Annotated in this window: 12 protein-coding genes and 1 pseudogene; 4 read left to right on the top strand and 9 right to left on the bottom strand. The window is 50.4% G+C overall.

The window, feature by feature from the left end; all coding sequences use genetic code 11:
* Positions 1 to 92: 92 nt before the first annotated feature.
* Together V5J77_RS07335 and V5J77_RS07330 are read right to left on the bottom strand one after the other, a co-directional pair.
* The gene (locus V5J77_RS07335; protein ID WP_338555124.1) at positions 93 to 1,004 is read right to left on the bottom strand and encodes an ornithine carbamoyltransferase; all 912 of its coding nucleotides are present in this window, start codon (positions 1,002 to 1,004) and stop codon (positions 93 to 95) included.
* 131 nt (positions 1,005 to 1,135) lie between these two features.
* Entirely contained in the window at positions 1,136 to 2,314 is a 1,179-nt protein-coding gene (locus tag V5J77_RS07330; RefSeq protein ID WP_338555123.1) for an oxalate decarboxylase family bicupin, read from the bottom strand.
* A 183-nt stretch (positions 2,315 to 2,497) separates the two neighbouring features.
* Here V5J77_RS07330 and V5J77_RS07325 point away from each other — a divergent pair, with 183 nt between their 5' ends.
* Together V5J77_RS07325 and V5J77_RS07320 are read left to right on the top strand one after the other, a co-directional pair.
* Entirely contained in the window at positions 2,498 to 3,934 is a 1,437-nt protein-coding gene (locus tag V5J77_RS07325) for a SpoVR family protein (RefSeq protein WP_338555122.1), read from the top strand.
* 651 nt (positions 3,935 to 4,585) lie between these two features.
* Positions 4,586 to 4,984 carry a RidA family protein gene (locus tag V5J77_RS07320; protein ID WP_338555121.1) on the top strand — a complete coding sequence of 133 codons (399 nt, stop codon included), beginning with the start codon at positions 4,586 to 4,588 and terminating at the stop codon, positions 4,982 to 4,984.
* Between the two features lie 63 nt (positions 4,985 to 5,047).
* Here the strand turns inward: V5J77_RS07320 and V5J77_RS07315 are convergent, their stop codons facing one another.
* Positions 5,048 to 6,127, bottom strand: coding sequence for a glycosyltransferase family 2 protein (locus V5J77_RS07315; protein WP_338555120.1), 1,080 nt, complete (start codon positions 6,125 to 6,127; stop codon positions 5,048 to 5,050).
* Between the two features lie 48 nt (positions 6,128 to 6,175).
* Positions 6,176 to 9,133: pseudogene (locus tag V5J77_RS07310) on the bottom strand (collagen-like protein); the annotation flags it as partial.
* Positions 9,134 to 9,553: 420 nt separating this feature from the next.
* Between V5J77_RS07310 and V5J77_RS07305 the strand changes: the two are divergent.
* Both V5J77_RS07305 and V5J77_RS07300 read left to right on the top strand, forming a co-directional pair.
* A complete protein-coding gene (locus V5J77_RS07305; RefSeq protein WP_338555119.1) occupies positions 9,554 to 10,267 on the top strand; it encodes an AAA family ATPase in 714 nt (237 codons plus the stop codon).
* A gap of 211 nt (positions 10,268 to 10,478) precedes the next feature.
* Entirely contained in the window at positions 10,479 to 12,071 is a 1,593-nt protein-coding gene (locus V5J77_RS07300) for an Ig domain protein group 2 domain protein (RefSeq protein ID WP_338556614.1), read from the top strand.
* 131 nt (positions 12,072 to 12,202) lie between these two features.
* Here the strand turns inward: V5J77_RS07300 and V5J77_RS07295 are convergent, their stop codons facing one another.
* The 5 genes from V5J77_RS07295 to V5J77_RS07275 form a co-directional block, all read right to left on the bottom strand.
* Positions 12,203 to 13,093 carry a transglutaminase family protein gene (locus V5J77_RS07295; protein ID WP_338555118.1) on the bottom strand — a complete coding sequence of 297 codons (891 nt, stop codon included), beginning with the start codon at positions 13,091 to 13,093 and terminating at the stop codon, positions 12,203 to 12,205.
* Positions 13,090 to 14,094, bottom strand: coding sequence for an alpha-E domain-containing protein (locus V5J77_RS07290; RefSeq protein WP_338555117.1), 1,005 nt, complete (start codon positions 14,092 to 14,094; stop codon positions 13,090 to 13,092). The genes V5J77_RS07295 and V5J77_RS07290 overlap by 4 nt, the downstream gene beginning before the upstream one ends.
* 97 nt (positions 14,095 to 14,191) lie before the next feature.
* Complete coding sequence (locus tag V5J77_RS07285) at positions 14,192 to 15,649, bottom strand: circularly permuted type 2 ATP-grasp protein (protein ID WP_338555116.1); 1,458 nt, start codon at positions 15,647 to 15,649, stop codon at positions 14,192 to 14,194.
* Between the two features lie 245 nt (positions 15,650 to 15,894).
* Positions 15,895 to 16,905 carry a globin-coupled sensor protein gene (locus tag V5J77_RS07280; RefSeq protein ID WP_338555115.1) on the bottom strand — a complete coding sequence of 337 codons (1,011 nt, stop codon included), beginning with the start codon at positions 16,903 to 16,905 and terminating at the stop codon, positions 15,895 to 15,897.
* Between the two features lie 409 nt (positions 16,906 to 17,314).
* On the bottom strand, positions 17,315 to 17,794 hold the full coding sequence (locus V5J77_RS07275; protein WP_338555114.1) for an SMI1/KNR4 family protein: 480 nt from the start codon (positions 17,792 to 17,794) through the stop codon (positions 17,315 to 17,317).
* Between the last annotated feature and the right edge of the window lie 2 nt (positions 17,795 to 17,796).

Below are 17,796 nucleotides of genomic sequence, written 5' to 3'. Positions count from 1 at the left end.
ACTGTTTCCATTATAAAAAAAACTCCGGCTCGCCGACGGGACTCGCCCTTCAACTTTACTTGAAGGCATGTCCCGCCAGTGAAGCCGGAGAATTATTGGAGAAGATGCAGCAGCAGCGCTTTTTGAGCATGCATCCGATTTTCCGCCTGCTGATAAATGAGCGAATGCTCCGATTCCACCAGCTCCTCTGCGATCTCAAAGCCCGGATGAATCGGCATATCATGCATAATATAAGGCGCGCTGCCAGCAAGCGTGCTGCTGTTCAATTGATACGGAAGCATCACCTCAATGCGGCGCCTTTTTTCCTCTTGATAAAATTCCTCTTTATAAAACTCCATATCGACCCATGTATCCGTATATACAAATTGAGATCGAGCAACTGCATCCTGCAAGCTGTCGAGCTGTTCCACCCAGCCGCTTTGCAGCGCATTTTGCATCAGCTTCTGGTTCCACGATGGTTCATTAATGATCGGTGTAACAAGCAGCAGCTTGATGCCCAGCAGCATACAGCCCTCCACGAGAGAATTGGCCACATTGTTATGAATGCCAACATAAGTAAGCGTTATACCAGAAAAGGTACCCGCCACCTCATAGATCGTCATCAGATCAGCCAGAGCCTGACATGGATGGTATCTATCACAGCACCCATTGATGACCGGGACAGTCGCATAACGCGCCAGCTCCAGCAGATCGGCATGATTTTTAAGCCGTGCCATAATGATGTCGCTGTTTCGGGAGACGTAACGCGATTCGTATTGTATCGGCGAGATGCTGAAATTGCTGCTGTTCCAATCCATCGGAACGACGTAGCCGCCAAGCTGGTTCATGCCGGATTGGAAAGAAAGATTCGTCCTTGTTGAGCTTTTTTGAAAAAGCATCAGCAGCCCCTTGTTGTCGGCCGCCTTACTGTAGACTTGCAGGTTGCGCTTAATCTCAACCGCCTGTTCGATGATACTCTGAAGCTGCTCCTTCGTTGTATGCTCAAAAGATAAAAAATGCTGCAAGCTTAACACTCTCCCTTATGAATAAAAATCCATTATAATGAATTATTATTCATAATAGCGAGTTTGCCTGCTTTTGTCCAGCCTCTTCCATAGGCTAAGCTCAGACGCACATAGTCCAGCCATAGTCCTGCTTAAAAGCCCGGATACTTAACAACGGGCCATTTTTCCTTGCGCAGCTTGGATACAAACGCTTCATCTACGTTGAGATTGCTTTTTACAAGCTCCTTTGGAGTAAGTGCCATCCACTGGTTAAGGGAAACGTCTGCGAAGCGGTCGCTTTTGAACATTTCCAGAAACCATAGAGTTGTATTTCCGGTATTTTGCACATAATGACCGCTGGCAAAGGGTACATAACCGACATCGCCTGCCCGCACATCATACGTCCGCGCGTTTCCATTGCCGGTAAATACAGTCATTCGGCCCTGTCCCGATAAATAATATTGCCACTCGTCGTTATTCGGATGCCAATGCAGCTCGCGCATAGCGCCGGGTTTAATTTCGACAAGTGCTGCTGCAATCGCTTTAGATGCTGGAAAATTGGAGGAATCAACGATTCTCACACTGCCTCCAGGCGTAATGATAGGGGGCTGCTTTAACAGCTCAAACTTAAACGACTGCGGGATAGTTCCGTATGGCGATTCTACCTTCTGGCTCTCAATAGAGCCGGGAACCGTGCTTTTATATATATAAACCTGATCATCTGGAATATGGTCGAAATCACTCTCAGGCACGCCAAAATTAGCCGAAAGCACCTCCTTCGGCGTATGGGCAAACCAATCGGAAATTGACAGCGTGTTCAAATCCGAGAAATTCCCATCGTCAAACACAAGCAAAAACTCACAGCCTCCCTCCAGTCCTTGAATCGAATGTGGAATTCCCGGCGGAAAATACCACAAGTCACCCGGTCCAATATCCGCAATGAAGTTTCTTCCGTTCTGGTCCACCGCTGTAATTCTTGCATGACCAAGCAGCATGTAGGACCATTCTGCCTGTTGATGCCAATGCATTTCCCTGACCCCGCCCGGAATGAGCGACATATTGACGCCTGCCAGCGTTGTCGCAATCGGCAGCTCGCGGGCTGTTACCTCACGGGACCACCCTCCTTGATTCAACTGCATATGGGCGTCCGAAAATGAAAATTTCATATTGGGAACGAGGCCAGCATCCGTTACAGGAGGAACTAGCATATCCGGATTTTCCAAGTCCCTCATTACATCTCGCGGCCCTAAATCCGGGCCGCCTGCTCCATCGCTGCGAATCGGCTGGGGAATAGGGGAGTAGCCTTGCCTCGTATTTTCAGATTCGCTCATAAATAACCCTCCTCCTGTCCATGGGTAAACTGCACACCCAGCAGTCACTATCTGCTAATATATGCTGTGTGGCTGTGAATATGAGCGTTACAATTTATAAACTCTTCCCCAACACGACATAAACTTGGCCCACTGCACATACCTATGGTATGAACGGTATTATCAAGTACGGGGGGATGGCTGATGAACCAGGATGAGATCCGCGCATTGGAGCGGTCCATCGATGAAATTACGGAAATCGCTCAAGGCTTTGGCCTCGATTTCTATCCGATGAGGTATGAGATTTGCCCAGCCGACATTATTTATACGTTTGGAGCATATGGCATGCCGACGCGCTACAGCCACTGGAGCTTTGGGAAAACCTTCAACAAAATGAAGCTGCAATATGATTTTGGACTGAGCAAAATTTATGAGCTCGTCATTAACTCTAACCCCTGCTATGCCTTCCTGCTGCAGGGCAATTCACTTATTCAGAATAAGCTGATCGTCGCGCACGTTCTCGCCCATTGTGATTTTTTCAAAAATAACGCCCGTTTCAGTACCTCCAACCGCAATATGGTCGAAAGCATGTCCGCTACAGCGGAACGTATTCAGCAGTATGAAATGGATTACGGCCTGGAAGCGGTCGAGAAATTTATTGATGCTGTGCTTGCTATTCAGGAGCATGTGGACTCGGCAATTATTAAGCCCTATCAGCTTGATAAAACCCGCTATATTGAAATGCTGACGACGGAGCAGAACCGCTCTGTCCATATGACGACCCCATCCGAATACGAGGATTTATGGGGACTTGACCCGGATGAAACACAGCATCAGGATCAAACGCCGCCGCCAAAGCACTTCCCGCCAGCGCCGGAAAAGGATTTGATCTGGTTTATCGAGGAATATTCGCCCCAGCTTACAGACTGGCAGCGCGATATTATGTCGATGATGCGCGATGAAATGCTGTATTTCTGGCCGCAGCTGGAGACGAAAATTATGAACGAAGGCTGGGCGTCCTACTGGCATCAGCGCATTATTCGCGAGCTTGACCTGACGAGCGAGGAAACGATTGAATTTGCCAAGCTGAACTCCTCCGTCGTCGTACCCTCCCGGCACACGCTGAATCCTTATTATTTGGGGTTGAAAATTTTCGAGGATATTGAGAAGCGTTGGGATAAGCCGACGGCAGAGGAGCAGCGGCGCTTCGGGCGCGTGCCGGGCAAGGGCCGGGAAAAAATGTTCGAGGTACGCGAGCTCGATTCAGATATCTCGTTTCTCCGCAATTATTTAACCAAGGATTTGGTTAAGGAGCTGGATCTGTATGTTTTCGAGAAGAAGGGACCCGAGTGGAAAATAACCGATAAATCGTGGGAAAACATCCGCGACCAGCTTGTTTATTCCAAAGTGAACGGCGGCTTCCCCAGCCTGTTCGTGACTGATGGCGATTTCAACCGTGTAGGCGAGCTGTACTTGCTGCATAAATATGAAGGCATGGAGCTTGATCTGAAATATGTCGAGCGCACGCTGCCGCATGTCGTCTATCTTTGGGGCAAATCCGTCCATCTCGAAACCGTCGTCGAGGACAAAAAAATCGTGTTCAGCTGCGACGGCAAAAAAACAAGCCGCAAGTTTGTTTAAGGTATGACCATCCTTACTGAAGTTTTGGGGCAGAGCATCCCCTTGCTCTGACAATATTTAAAAAATGCGGGACGCGGCCTTGAGGCAGCTTCTCGCATTTTTTTGCATGTTATAAGCATAATCCGGTTGACGCCTCCCCCTCTCGCCTCACCTCTATCTCCTTATCTCCTCACCTGTTCCCTTTTGTTCTGCTTTTGGAGGTTATCCCCTTAGCTCAGAACGCACTTCGTCACCTCCACTGACGATAAACGAATCTTGTCTTCAGATTGGTCATCAACCTTACAATTTCCTGACCCACGTTTCTGAGCTAAGGGGATAACAAGCCAAAGAGAAAAAAAACCTTTAGCTCCAAGCCTTTCTTATTAATACAACTAAAATCTAACGCAGCAGATCGGGAGGCCGCTCTGTAATTGCACAGTTGGCAAACATTTGACTCCGCATATCATTTCGCTTACACTTTAACATAGATTAAAGCTTCCTAATTTTAAGAGAAAGGAGTGTCCGTTCATGAAGAAAAAATCGCTATTTTTCATCTCCTCTGGCTACGGATACTCGACTGCTGTTTTTTTCTAAAAGTCATTTCACGGGTGAAGTCCGCCCAAATCGACTGGTTAAAAATAGCAGAAATCTTAAAATGAGAGGCGAAGATGTATGAAAAATGTAGGAATTATTAGAAAAAATCCAGCAGGTATGCCTAGTCCAGTAGGAAATTACAGTCACATTACAAAGGTTCCGAGAAATGCCGAGCTGTTTGTAACTTCCGGACAAATTGGAACGGACCAAAACGGCAACATTCCGAACACTTTGAATGAACAAATTAACAATATGTTTGCTAACATCAACTTTTTACTGAAATCCGAGCAATTAACCTCCGAGCATATTATTAAGGTGAACATATGGGCCACTGAAAAAATAGACTGGGATTATCTCTACGAAAAATGGGCGGAGCTATTCGGCATTCAATATCCTTCTATGACGATTGGTTATCTTTCCGAATTAGGACTGCCCGAAATAAAAATAGAAATCGAAATCTGGGCAGCTAAAGCTTAAACAGGCCGATACAGCAGCAGACTAAGATAACGCTTAGTCTGCTGCTTTTTTATATGATCAGCGTTATTCCGCTTGCACCTGCAACGACTCCAGGTAGGCTTTATTTTGCAGCACTCTCGGATCATCTGGCCGGAAAGCTCGGGCAGCCTCATTATGCCGATACGCTTGCTCGTAATCACCTAAACGATCATAGCAGACGCATAGCTGAAGATGCGGCAGCCAGGTTGAGCAGGCCACATTGACAAAGCCCAGCCGTTGGTCGGACTGCCCACGCTCAATGGCGAGGTTATACCAGTAACCAGCCGTCTCGAAATCTTTTTGCTGCAAAAAATAATATCCTAGCCGGCAACAAAACTCTGCGCGCGGACTGCCATATTGAAACGATCTTAGTATCGACTCAAGCTCCCGCTCTGCATCTCCAAGCTGGTTATAGCAATCCGCCAGCTTACCGCATGTCGCCGCATTATCCTCCACCCAGCCTTCGCCCGTCGAAAGAAATTTTTCATAATGCAAAATCGCTTGTTCATATTTTCCGTGGTCGCGAAGCTCATTCGCATAATAATAAAGATCACGAGGAGTAAATGTCTCGCCGCGCTCCAGACGTTTTTCATAAATCATTAAATTACGGTTACGGTCATGATGAAGACTGTTATGGATAACGGCAATATCGCTGCTTTCAATGTTTCCCCACACCTCTAAATACTCATGCACCGCGCCAATCCATCGGTAGTTGTTCACCCTTTTGACGAGTCGGTTGCGGCTAATGCTGGATGTCAGATTGCCATATTCATCGAAGGCTAAATGATAGTTCATTCGGACGGAGTCGACCTCTGGGCTCAGCTCTGCCTTTAAAATAGCAAGTTTTTCACGATCATTTTCAAGCAGCATATCATCCGCATCGAGCCAAAAAATATAGTCCTTCCCGGCCTTGCTGAATGCATAGTTTCTAGCAGCAGCAAAATCATCCGTCCATTCCCTATCAAAAATCAGCTCGGTATAATTGCTGGCGATGAATTTCGTACGATCTGTTGAACCCGTATCAACAATAATAATTTCATCAACTAAATCGTGGATGGAAGATAAGCAGCGGCCGAGGGTATCTTCTTCGTTTTTGACAATCATACACAGACTAATGGAAATCATTTTGCTCACCTCGACATTATTAATCGAACTAGTAGTTGCCATACTGCGTTAGGTCAATTCGTGTACGGACCAAACGATACCATTTGTTGCACCACTGCCTAAGTTCAAGGATATGGTAAGCCCATTTGCCGCATAAAATAGACCGATAACGTCTCCGGCATTAAGCGTTACGTCTCCAGCTAAAGTGACCGTTCCACTGCCTAGAATCGCTCTTAAGGTTAAGACAAGAGCAACGTTGACATTGAGAACCGGGAACAGGCCAGTAATTAGAGGCGTGGCAATTGGCGATGTCCGCTGGACAACAAAAGCTGGATTAACGGCTGCACCGAGCGTAATTGTAATAGCAGCTGTTGTTGCATAGTTAATTGTGGCCTTAATCGCGTACCTCCCCGTTGTGGGAACCGTATAGTTGCCCGTAACCGCATTAAAATTGGGATCGCTAAAATAGGGACTAGCTGTAGACCAATTCGTTAGCTGCGCACTAACAGAAGTCGTAAGCGTTGCAAGGAACGCTGAAAACCCTTGCGTAGCAAAGTTAGGCCCTGTGGCTCCCGTTGCTCCTGTATCTCCTGTTGCTCCCGTTGCTCCTGTTGCTCCTGTTGCTCCCGTTGCTCCTGTTGCTCCCGTTGCTCCCGTTGCTCCTGTTGCTCCCGTTGCTCCCGTTACTCCCGTTGCTCCCGTTGCTCCCGTTGCTCCCGTTGCTCCCGTTGCTCCCGTTGCTCCCGTTGCTCCCGTTGCTCCCGTTGCTCCCGTTGGGCTTGTTGCTCCGGTGTTTCCTGTTACTCCGGTTGCTCCCGTCGAACCCGTCGCTCCTGTATTCCCTGTTGCTCCTGTCTCACCTGTTGACCCAGTTGCTCCAGTCGACCCCGTCGCTCCCGTGTTTCCCGTTGCTCCCGTCGGACCCGTTGCTCCTGTATTCCCTGTTGCTCCGGTTGCTCCCGTTGCTCCCGTTGCTCCCGTTGCTCCCGTTGCTCCCGTTGCTCCCGTTGGGCTTGTTGCTCCGGTGTTTCCTGTTACTCCGGTTGCTCCCGTCGAACCCGTCGCTCCTGTATTCCCTGTTGCTCCTGTCTCACCTGTTGACCCAGTTGCTCCCGTTGGGCCTGTCGCTCCCGTGTTTCCCGTTGCTCCTGTCTCACCTGTTGACCCAGTTGCTCCCGTTGGGCCTGTCGCTCCTGTCTCGCCTGTTGACCCAGTTGCCCCCGTCGAACCCGTCGCTCCTGTATTCCCCGTTGCCCCTGTCTCGCCTGTTGACCCAGTTACTCCCGTCGAACCCGTCGCTCCTGTTTCACCTGTTGACCCAGTTGCTCCCGTTGGACCCGTCGCTCCTGTGTTCCCTGTTGCTCCCGTCGAACCCGTCGCTCCTGTGTTTCCCGTTGCCCCTGTTTCACCTGTTGACCCAGTTGCTCCCGTTGGGCCTGTCGCTCCAGTTGCTCCCGTCGGACCTGTTGCTCCTGTCTCACCTGTTGCTCCTGTGTTCCCTGTTGCTCCTGTCTCGCCTGTTGCTCCGGTTGCTCCCGTCGAACCTCTCGCTCCTGTTTCACCCGTTGACCCAGTTGCTCCCGTCGAACCCGTCGCTCCTGTGTTCCCTGTTGCTCCTGTTTCACCTGTTGACCCAGTTGCTCCCGTTGGACCCGTCGCTCCTGTGTTCCCTGTTGATCCTGTTTCACCTGTTGACCCAGTTGCTCCCGTCGAACCCGTCGCTCCTGTCTCGCCTGTTGGCCCAGTTGCCCCCATCGAACCCGTCGCTCCTGTCTCGCCTGTTGACCCAGTTGCACCCGTCGAACCCGTCGCTCCTGTCTCGCCTGTTGACCCAGTTGCCCCCGTCGCACCCGTTGCTCCTGTTTCGCCTGTTGACCCAGTTGCTCCAGTCGAACCCGTCGCTCCTGTATTCCCCGTTGCCCCTGTCTCACCTGTTGACCCAGTTACTCCCGTTGGGCCTGTTGCTCCGGTGCTTCCCGTTGCTCCTGTTTCGCCTGTTAACCCAGTTGCTCCAGTCGAACCCGTCGCTCCTGTTTCGCCTGTTGACCCAGTTGCTCCCGTTGGGCCTGTCGCTCCTGTGTCTCCTGTCGCTCCCGTCGCTCCCGTCGCTCCTGCGTTCCCTGTTGCTCCTGTTTCACCTGTTGACCCAGTTGCTCCCGTCGAGCCCGTCGCTCCTGTCTCGCCTGTTGACCCAGTTGCTCCCGTCGAACCCGTCGCTCCTGTCTCGCCTGTTGACCCAGTTGCTCCCGTCGAACCCGTCGCTCCTGTTTCACCTGTTGACCCAGTTGCTCCCGTTGGGCCTGTCGCTCCTGTCTCGCCTGTTGACCCAGTTGCTCCAGTCGAACCCGTCGCTCCTGTATTCCCTGTTGCTCCTGTTTCACCTGTTGACCCAGTTACTCCCGTCGAACCCGTCGCTCCTGTCTCGCCTGTTGACCCAGTTGCTCCCGTCGAACCCGTCGCTCCTGTTTCACCTGTTGACCCAGTTGCTCCTGTATTCCCTGTTGCTCCCGTCGCTCCTGCGTTCCCTGTTGCTCCTGTTTCACCTGTTGACCCAGTTGCTCCAGTCGAGCCCGTTGCTCCTGTTTCACCTGTTGACCCAGTTGCTCCCGTCGGACCCGTTGCTCCTGTGTTCCCTGTTGCCCCTGTCTCGCCTGTTGACCCAGTTGCTCCCGTCGAACCCGTCGCTCCTGTGTTCCCTGTTGCTCCGGTCGCTCCCGTGTTCCCCGTTAATCCTGCTTCGCCAGTCGCCCCTGTCGACCCTGTTGCACCAGTATCTCCCGTTGCGCCACCCGTTGGTCCGGTTGGTCCCGTCGATCCAGTTATTCCTGTCGCTCCCGTCGTCCCAGTCGATCCCGTCACGCCAGTTGCCCCTGTTAGACCCGTCGTGCCGCCAGTCGGTCCAGTCGGTCCAGTAACTCCTGTTATCCCTGTTGCTCCGGTCGGGCCGGTCACCCCTGCAACGCCTTCCGCACCTGTAGCTCCAGTTGCTCCTGTCATCCCGGGCAGCCCATCTGCTCCAGTCATCCCTGCTGGACCCTGCTCTCCCTGCACACCTTGAGGCCCACGCTTGCCATCTGCCCCCCTTGGACCCGGAGGGCCTGTCGGCCCTACTACAGGAACAGGACAGCATGGCGGTTCAGGAAATTTATGTTTATGAACGGCCTTTCGTTTACAAGGACGCTTTTTCTTATGTTCGCATCTCGCTTTTTTTCTTGGCTTACGTTTCGGATTATCGCATGAGGATATTTTGCTCATTCGCTTCTTATAGGAACCCAACAAGAACATCCCCCTCGAACTTAATAATCTATATTAGGTCATATGTTTGTCAGACCTTGGACTATCACAATAAGTCACAAAACATTCCCCCTAGCCCCTCCAAATGCAGCCCCACCTTCTATCTGTTAAAATAAAATAAACTATCCCTTTCTGCCAAAGGAGCTGAAAGCCTTGTATTTACGGAGTGCAGAACTACTCAAGGAGCGTATTCCCAATTCCAGCACCTATCCCTTTTCCATACCTGTCATCCAGTCAATGAGCAAGCTACATTTTCATACCCATATCACCTTCTTTGTAGGCGAAAATGGCTCCGGAAAGTCTACCTTTCTAGAGGCTATAGCCTATCAATGCAGCTTTAACACCGCTGGCGGCGGGCGCAACAACAGCTATGACGTGGATGCCTCTGAATCCGCACTTGGTCCCTACATCCGGCTTTCCTGGATGCCCAAGCTCACGAACGGCTTTTTCCTGCGCGCAGAAACGTTCTATCAATTCGCCTCTTATCTTGATACAGTGCCCGAAAGCCTGCCCTATTACGGGGGCAAATCGCTGCATGAGCAGTCGCATGGCGAAGCCTTTCTATCGTTGTTTAAGCACCGTTTTGGCAAAAAAGCGATTTATCTGCTCGACGAGCCTGAGGCCGCGCTTTCTCCAGCCCGCCAGCTCGCGCTGCTTCGCGTCATTAAAGATTTAGAGCGCGATGCCCAGTTCATCATCGCGACTCACTCGCCTATTTTGCTCGGGTATCCGAACGCGCAAATTTACAATTTTGACGCCAAGCCCGTTGCAGAAATTCGCTACGAGGACACGGCACACTACCAGCTAACCCGGCGCTTTCTTGAAAATAGAAAAAATGTATTGAACGAGCTATTCAGCAACGATTAGCAGCTCTTTCAATTTCCCTTACATAAACTTAACACTCTATGTATTAATTTTCTCACGCGAATCTATTTCTATTATTTAGAAAAAATAGTACAATTGCCTTGAGCTTCCAACCAAGGAAGCCACTCTATTTGAACCAACTACTAGAAGCGGAGGTTTGATGATGAAGGGTAATTTTTTGAAGCGATTGACGGCTGGAGCACTCATCTTAGCAATGTCTTTGTCGGCGAGTACGGCCGTTTCCTTAGCGGAAGGGCCATCTGATCCAGCTCCCGTCCTACAGCCCTCAGGAAGTGCCAATGGCAAAAAAATTCTGTTCGACAATGCCCATGCCCAAACAGCAGGCGCGGCAGATTGGGTCATCGACGGCGGCTTTTCCGATTTTGGACAAGCTCTTGCAGGCCGAGGCTATTACGTCAAGGAGCTTCGCAAAAGCGGCCCGATTACGCTAACAGACTTAAGCGGCTATGACGTCTTCGTTATTCCTGAAGCGAACGTGCCGTTCAAGACGAGCGAGCAGCAGGCTATGCTTTCGTATGTGCAGGGCGGAGGCAGCATTTTCTTCATCGCAGACCACTATAACGCGGATCGCAATAAAAACAGATGGGATTCCTCTGAAGTATTCAATGGCTACAGACGGGGAGCTTGGTCAAATCCTGCGCTAGGCATGAGCACAGCGGAAGCCAGTTCAGCCGCTATGCAAGGTGTAGCCAGCTCCGACTGGCTGTCGAATAACTTCGGCATGCGCATCCGTTACAATGCGCTAGGCAATGTAAACTCAGGAACGATCGTGCCGGCGTCACAATCTTTTGGCATTACTAGCGGCATTAATTCCGTGACGATGCATGCCGGATCGACCATCGCCATTACGGATCCGACTAAAGCAAAGGGAATCGTCTACATACAGCAGACTTCGGCTGCTTGGGGCAATGCGGTCGACCAAGGTGTTTATAATGGCGGGGGAATTGCGGAAGGGCCTTATGTGGCAATTGGAAAAAACAGTCTCGGCAAAGTAGCCGTCATCGGCGACTCTTCTCCTGTCGAAGACAGTACGCCTAAATATTTGCGTGAGGAAACAGGCGGTACCAAAACAACTTACGACGGCTTCACAGAAGCGAGCAATGGCGCGCTGCTCGTGCAGCTTGTGGACTGGCTTGCTGTTAAAGAAAGCTACACAGCACTGAATCAAGTAAGCGGCCTCACGCTTGACAGCGCAACAGCGCTGCTTGCTATAGAAACGCCGCAAACGTCAACCCAGCCGCAGGCTGAACCATGGGCAGCACCGGCTTCCGGCTACAAATGGTGGGACAGCTCCACGTTCAAGCAAGGCTCCTACGGCTATGCCTCAACATCACAGCCGCCTACATCCGGCGCTGTGAACGAAACCTTCGAGACAGGCACGAAAGCAGCCTATACGGCAGGTACGGTTACGCTCGGCTCAGGCTCATGGACCTTTGATAATGCGCTGCTAGGCGATCTAGCTACCGATAAGAAAAACGGAACGAAAGCTGCTAGAGTCAGGTCGGCAGGCTCTATCTCTATGAATTTCAGTGTGACAGGCGGCGCGACCAGCGTCAAAGTGAAGCACGCAAGCTTTGGCAGCGATACGGGAGCGACATGGAAGCTTCAAAAGTCGCTGAATGGCGGCTCCACTTGGACGGACGTCGGCAGCACTTACTCCAGCAGCCAGTCGTTAGCCGAGCAGACGATTACGGTAAATGAAAGTGCAGCGGTACGCTTCAAAATCGTAGTCGCCGGCACATCCGGCAGCCGCTTGAACTTTGATGATTTTACCATCGTTCAATAATCTAAGCCTTCGAATTTAAACCTTCCAAAAAACTAACGAAAAAGCCCTTCGGGCGCATATGCAGCTGTATCAAAGCTTAAGCAGCTACAGCTATGCGCCCATAGGGCTTTTCTCACGTTTCCCCGCCTGCTTCATTCCTCTAATTTGCGAACATCCACCGTCACCTTAAGCATCTGCTGCCCACTTCCGCGATAGACGCCTTTTACCGGAACGATATCTTTATAATCTCGTCCATGGCCCAGCTTTACGTAACGCTCGCCTACGGGAGCTTCATTCGTCGGGTCGAAGCTGCACCAGCCGAGCGAAGGTACATAGGCTTCCACCCATGCATGGGACGCCTGCTCAAAATCTGCGGTTCCGCCTTGCAAATCGCCAACGAAATGATAGCCGCTCACGTAGCGGGCGGGAACCTGCTGAGAACGGCAGCAGGCGATCATCAGATGGGCAAAATCCTGGCATACGCCACGCCTGCGTGCAAACATGTCGCTCGCCTTCGTCTCCACAGTAGTAGCATCTGGATCATAGACAAATTCGGTGCGAATTTTTTGGGAGAGCGCCAGCAGCCAGCCGTATACGCTCAGCCCATTATTTTTCCGATCCTCTACGCCCACTGCATACATCTCTACTTCTGGACTCAGCGCCGTATAAGCGGTTGGCAGCAGAAACTCCACGAAACGATTGCCCGCATCCTCTGATTGCAGCCATTCCCAGGCAACTTCAGCCGCTCCGCCGCCGTTCAGAGCGGCGGCCTGCTGCTCCGGTGTAAGTGCCTCCTTCGTCACAACGGTCATTTGCGAACGAATCGTGAGCTTGCGGTGCGAGTCGTTCACCGAAAACGAATGCACCCGATTGCCGAAAAAATCCTCATAGCTGAAGAGCGGCGCATTCGGCTCAATCGCAATGGACTGCTGATAGCAGGACTGGCGTTCATCCGTACTCGGCGTCAGACGAATTTCATTGACACTGTCCGTAACGGGCGTGCCATAATCGTATTGCGTCACATGCGAAATGTTCAGCTTCATGCACTGGCCTCCCCCATGCGAAAAAAGGTTTTGGCGAAGGTGCCGCCCAGCGTCTGGCAAGCCTCCAGCAAATGGCCGACGATTGCCCCGTCACGGTCCAGCGCAACATCATCCCGGTCCAGGCAGGCCAGATCCGCCTTCACCTTGCTTACCTGACGAATGACCTTGTCATGCGCCGAGCGCAGCTGCATATCCTGAAAACGTATATCCCGCATATGCTCATCCAGCGTATGCAGCGCAAAATGCACCGACCTCGGGAACACTTCATTCAAGATAACAAAATCGACGATTGATTCCACCGACATGCCATCGGCATAATAACGCCGGAACACCTGATAGCCGCTCAGCGATCGCAGCATGGCCTGCAAGTATGAATATGCGCCTGTCGCATTGCTCCAGCTCTCCCCGCTCGCAATGACCGTATTATAAGCTGCTTTAATAATGCGCAGCGTATTTTCAGCCCGCTCCAGATAGCGGCCGCATTCAATAAAATGCCACTCATTTTCACGCGGCATGACAGACTGGCTGATCCCTTGGAACAGCGCCGTCCATTCCTTGATTTTCCCAAAAAATAAATGCGGTGATTCCGAAATTAAATCCTCCGGCTGCTTCTCTCGCAGCCACAAATAAAAGCCGTTGACGGCATCCCACATCTCGCTCGGCACCTTCTCGCGCAGCGTGCGCAGATTGCCCCGGGCGTGACTGACGCAGGACACAATTGAATTCGAATGGTCGCGGTCAAGCGTCATATACCGCAGCACATCCTGCTCGCTGTAGCTGCCGTATTGCTGGACAAAGGACTCCCTGCTGCCCAGCGCATCCACGATACGCGACCATTTGCAGGTCGCAGCAGCAGTTCCCTGCCCTAGAACCACAGCCTCCGCATCTGCACCATCCTCTGCCTGCAAGTGATAGTGGACATCAATTAAACGCGCATGGTTTTCCGCCCGTTCCATGTAGCGTCCAATCCAAAATAATGCCTCCGCATTCCGATTAAGCATAGTCATCCCTCCGATTATTAGGCTTCCCGCCTCATTGATCCCTGCCGGCTCACCGGTTTAGCAGCTTTACCGCTTCGAGGCTTAGAAGCATTCAGACTTAGCGGCTGAGCACCCATGTATCCTTAACGCCGCCGCCTTGCGAGGAATTGACGACTAGCGAGCCTTCCGTCATTGCGACACGCGTCAGCCCGCCAGGTATGACATGTGTTTCCTCACCCATTAGCGCAAAAGCTCTTAAATCAATATGGCGCGGTGTCATGACGCCATCCATCATGATCGGCGCTCGTGAAAGCTTCATCGTCGTCTGGGCGATATATCGCTCTGGATCGAGCTTAATCGCTTCAGCGAATGCTTTTATTTCCGCTGTTGTCGCGCTTGGGCCAATTAACATGCCATAGCCGCCGGAGAGTGAGGTTTCCTTCACGACCAGCTCCGAGAGATGATCCAGCACATATTCCCGCTCTTCCTTGCGCGACAAAATATAGGTTGGCACATTATGCAAAATCGGCTCTTCGCCCAAATAATAACGAATCATATCCGGCACATACGCATAAACAGCCTTATCGTCGGCAACCCCGGTGCCCGGAGCGTTAGCAATCGCCACATTACCTGCGCGATAAGCATTCATCAGCCCCGGAACACCTAGCAGCGAATCCGGCTGAAAAGCAAGCGGATCTATAAACTCATCGTCGATCCGCCGATAAATAACATCCACCTTGCGAAGTCCGCGCAAATCCCGCAAATAAATGTTGTGATCCTTATAAACGAGATCACGACCCTCCACAAGATGAATACCAAGCTGCTGAGCGAGGAAAGTATGCTCGTAATAGGCCGAGTTGTAGGAGCCCGGCGTAAGCAGCACAATAAGCGGATCACGCTTGCCGCTCGGGGCAAGCGCGCGAAGCGAGCTGAGGAAGCAGTTGAGGCTTCGCTCGATGCTCTGGACAGACGAGGACAAATACAGGTCGTGGAATAGCTCGCTCATCAGCGTCCTGCCCTTGAACAAGTAAGAGAAGCCGGAGGGAGATCGCAAATTGTCCTCCAGCACAAAGTACCGCCCCTTCTCATCTCGGATCAAGTCGATGCCCGAGGCTGTAATATACACGCCTGCGGGCACATCCAAACCAACCATTTCCGGGCGGAAATAAATGTTGGATACGATCATTTTGCGGGGAATAACGCCATCCTTTACAATGTGCTGCTGATGGTAGATGTCATGGGTGAAGGCGTTAAGGGCGCGAATGCGCTGACGCACACCGCGGTCAATATTGTCCCATTCATGCCGGGGAATGACACGGGGAATATAGTCGAACGGAATCGTCCGCTCCAGAGGCTCATTTTGATTGCTGCTGTACAGCGTGAAGGTAATGCCCTCCTCCAGCATTCGCTGATTGAGGGCATGCTGACGAATGTTTAGCTCAGAGGGCTTAATTTTCCCGAACAAGCGATGAACGCTTTCATAGTGGGGACGAACGGAGAAATCCTTTTCAAACATTTCATCATAAAAGGATTGTGAATCATAATAATGCGACTGCGACTGTCTGGCCGTCGACATGCCAACCGCCTCCTCCAAGATGGCTAAACCTCACATCTAAATCCTGTAACAATAATGATCGTTTTTGATCCAATAGCATATTAATGTTAGTTTTTATGACGTTAAATTTCATAAAATCGTCCATTTCTATAGCTCAATCATACTAAAACCGAATATTCATGTCAACTTATATATCACAAAAAAGCCGAAACTCTCGCGCTGGAGGATTTCGGCTTTTTGTCAGTTTATCTTCTACTCAATATGGTTTATTCGGATGCTGCATTAAGCTTGCTTAAATCTTTGGCGACCTCATCGACCATTTTCACAAAAGAAGCAAGCTCCTGCGATTTTGCCGCTTGATTACGCGCTTCCGCCGACGTCTGATCAGACTCCTTACGGACGGAATTCACCTTTTTCTCAATTTCACTAAGCTTATTTTGAATCGTTTCCTGGGCTCCGCGTGACGACGCAGCGAGCTTGCGCACCTCATTGGCAACAACCTCGAAGCCTCGCCCATGATCCCCGGCTCTCGCCGCTTCAATGGCGGCATTTAGCCCCAGCAAGTGCGTCTGATCGGCTATTTCCCGAATCATCGCCCCCATCTCCGTAATGCCGTCAAGCTCGCCCTGCAGCTCTCCAAGCAAAGAATGCGCTTTCGCTTGTGAATCCGAAGTAGACAGCGCTGTGGCAGCAATCGACTGTGCGCCCTCTTCCAGCTCGACCATGAGGCCTGCCAGCTGCTGCACCGCTTCCGTTACCGTAGTAAGCATAGTTGCACGCTCATCCGCAAGCTCTTGCACCTTCATGTACTCTGCGCGGTTATAGGCTTCAAGCACGAATTGCGAGTCCAGATTGAACATCTTGGACAGGGAGTGAATAACCGGCTTCCAGCCATCTGGCAGCACACGCTCAAATACATCGGTCGAAATGTTCAAGTAAGTCATATATGTACCTAGATACCAGTCGGTTGTCAGACCGATTCGGGAATGCACGAGACCGATTTTAATTCGGTTTTCAATAAACTCTTCATCAATAACACCGTCAGCAAGAGACAGCCAATATTCTCGCTGCGTCCCTTTCAAGCGCTCCACATTGCTGAATTTTTTCATTAAATCTACCAATTCGGGATAGAGTCCCACATTATCGTAAAAGCGATCAACAACCTCATTGACCACCTGCTTAAAAATAGGCCTGCATTCAGCAAGTAGCTGTAAATCCTGTTCCTTGATTCCTGTATAATCCAGCTGTCGCTTACGTTCTACTGTGACATTAATCATTGAAGAACCCCCCACCTCTAAATAAATAACAACTGCTCTATTAAGTATATCGGCATTTAGCTCCATATAGGTAGACATTTCTTTAATAATTCAAGAGAATTTGTCTAGATCTCTACAAAAATGGAGTAAAAACCTGAATCTATCGTCCCATTTTCCCAGTCCTATCCACCTATTTTAGCTCTTTCACGGCGATATTTATCGGGGCAACGCCAAGAAGTTCGGTGGGCAGCTGCTCCACCGAACTTCCTGATACACTCCTATTAGGTTCGTTAGCGATTAAGCAGGCTTCCAACATAACGCAGCAGCTCATTAGCGCATACCGGGCAATAGCCGTGCTCATCAGAATCTTCGCAAGCCTGGCAGCAAAATAGGAACACCTAAAGGGCGTGACGGTCATACGCTGCGATTATTACAAGGGAATAATCCCTTCTTTAATAGCTTGAGCACATGAATTTATTGATTTTCCAAGAAATGTACTAAAGCTATCCCAAACTAAAACAGGAGAACCGTCTCCCTCAACATACTGATAAACTGGAGGGTCATTACCTTCCGATATAACAAAGTAGTTGAATTCATATCCTTGATGCATTGAGAAGACAAAAGCATCAGATGGTAAGTTAAAAATTTCTTCATTTTCTTCCAGTAAGTCTTCAGCTTCTTTTCTAAGTTCCAAGAGATTTTCAATATTTCGAAATAATATATCCGTTCCTTGAAAGAGCAATCCTGCATCGTGACCAATCGCCAAAAGGAATTCACGATATTGGTTCGGTAAAATTGTACCTATCGCTTGTTCGCACTGATCCACTTCTAACTCTGAAAAACCTTGAATTTCGTTTTCATTTGCTATTTTGCATTCACGCAATAAACTCACTATTTCTTTCTTATCCATAG

Origin of the sequence: Paenibacillus sp. KS-LC4 (assembly GCF_036894955.1) — a bacterium.
GTDB lineage: Bacteria > Bacillota > Bacilli > Paenibacillales > Paenibacillaceae > Pristimantibacillus.
The sequence above is the reverse complement of the archived record's forward strand: the minus strand, read 5'-3'. Positions and strand labels throughout refer to the sequence as shown.

Excerpts from the sequence above, each read along its gene's own strand:
- V5J77_RS07330 (WP_338555123.1), bottom strand. The coding sequence starts at position 2,314 with ATGAGCGAATCTGAAAATACGAGGCAAGGCTACTCCCCTATTCCCCAG.
- V5J77_RS07325 (WP_338555122.1), top strand. The coding sequence starts at position 2,498 with ATGAACCAGGATGAGATCCGCGCATTGGAGCGGTCCATCGATGAAATT.
- V5J77_RS07320 (WP_338555121.1), top strand. The coding sequence starts at position 4,586 with ATGAAAAATGTAGGAATTATTAGAAAAAATCCAGCAGGTATGCCTAGT.
- V5J77_RS07315 (WP_338555120.1), bottom strand. The coding sequence starts at position 6,127 with ATGATTTCCATTAGTCTGTGTATGATTGTCAAAAACGAAGAAGATACC.
- V5J77_RS07300 (WP_338556614.1), top strand. The coding sequence starts at position 10,479 with ATGTCTTTGTCGGCGAGTACGGCCGTTTCCTTAGCGGAAGGGCCATCT.
- V5J77_RS07295 (WP_338555118.1), bottom strand. The coding sequence starts at position 13,093 with ATGAAGCTGAACATTTCGCATGTGACGCAATACGATTATGGCACGCCC.
- V5J77_RS07290 (WP_338555117.1), bottom strand. The coding sequence starts at position 14,094 with ATGCTTAATCGGAATGCGGAGGCATTATTTTGGATTGGACGCTACATG.
- V5J77_RS07285 (WP_338555116.1), bottom strand. The coding sequence starts at position 15,649 with ATGTCGACGGCCAGACAGTCGCAGTCGCATTATTATGATTCACAATCC.
- V5J77_RS07280 (WP_338555115.1), bottom strand. The coding sequence starts at position 16,905 with ATGATTAATGTCACAGTAGAACGTAAGCGACAGCTGGATTATACAGGA.
- V5J77_RS07275 (WP_338555114.1), bottom strand. The coding sequence starts at position 17,794 with ATGGATAAGAAAGAAATAGTGAGTTTATTGCGTGAATGCAAAATAGCA.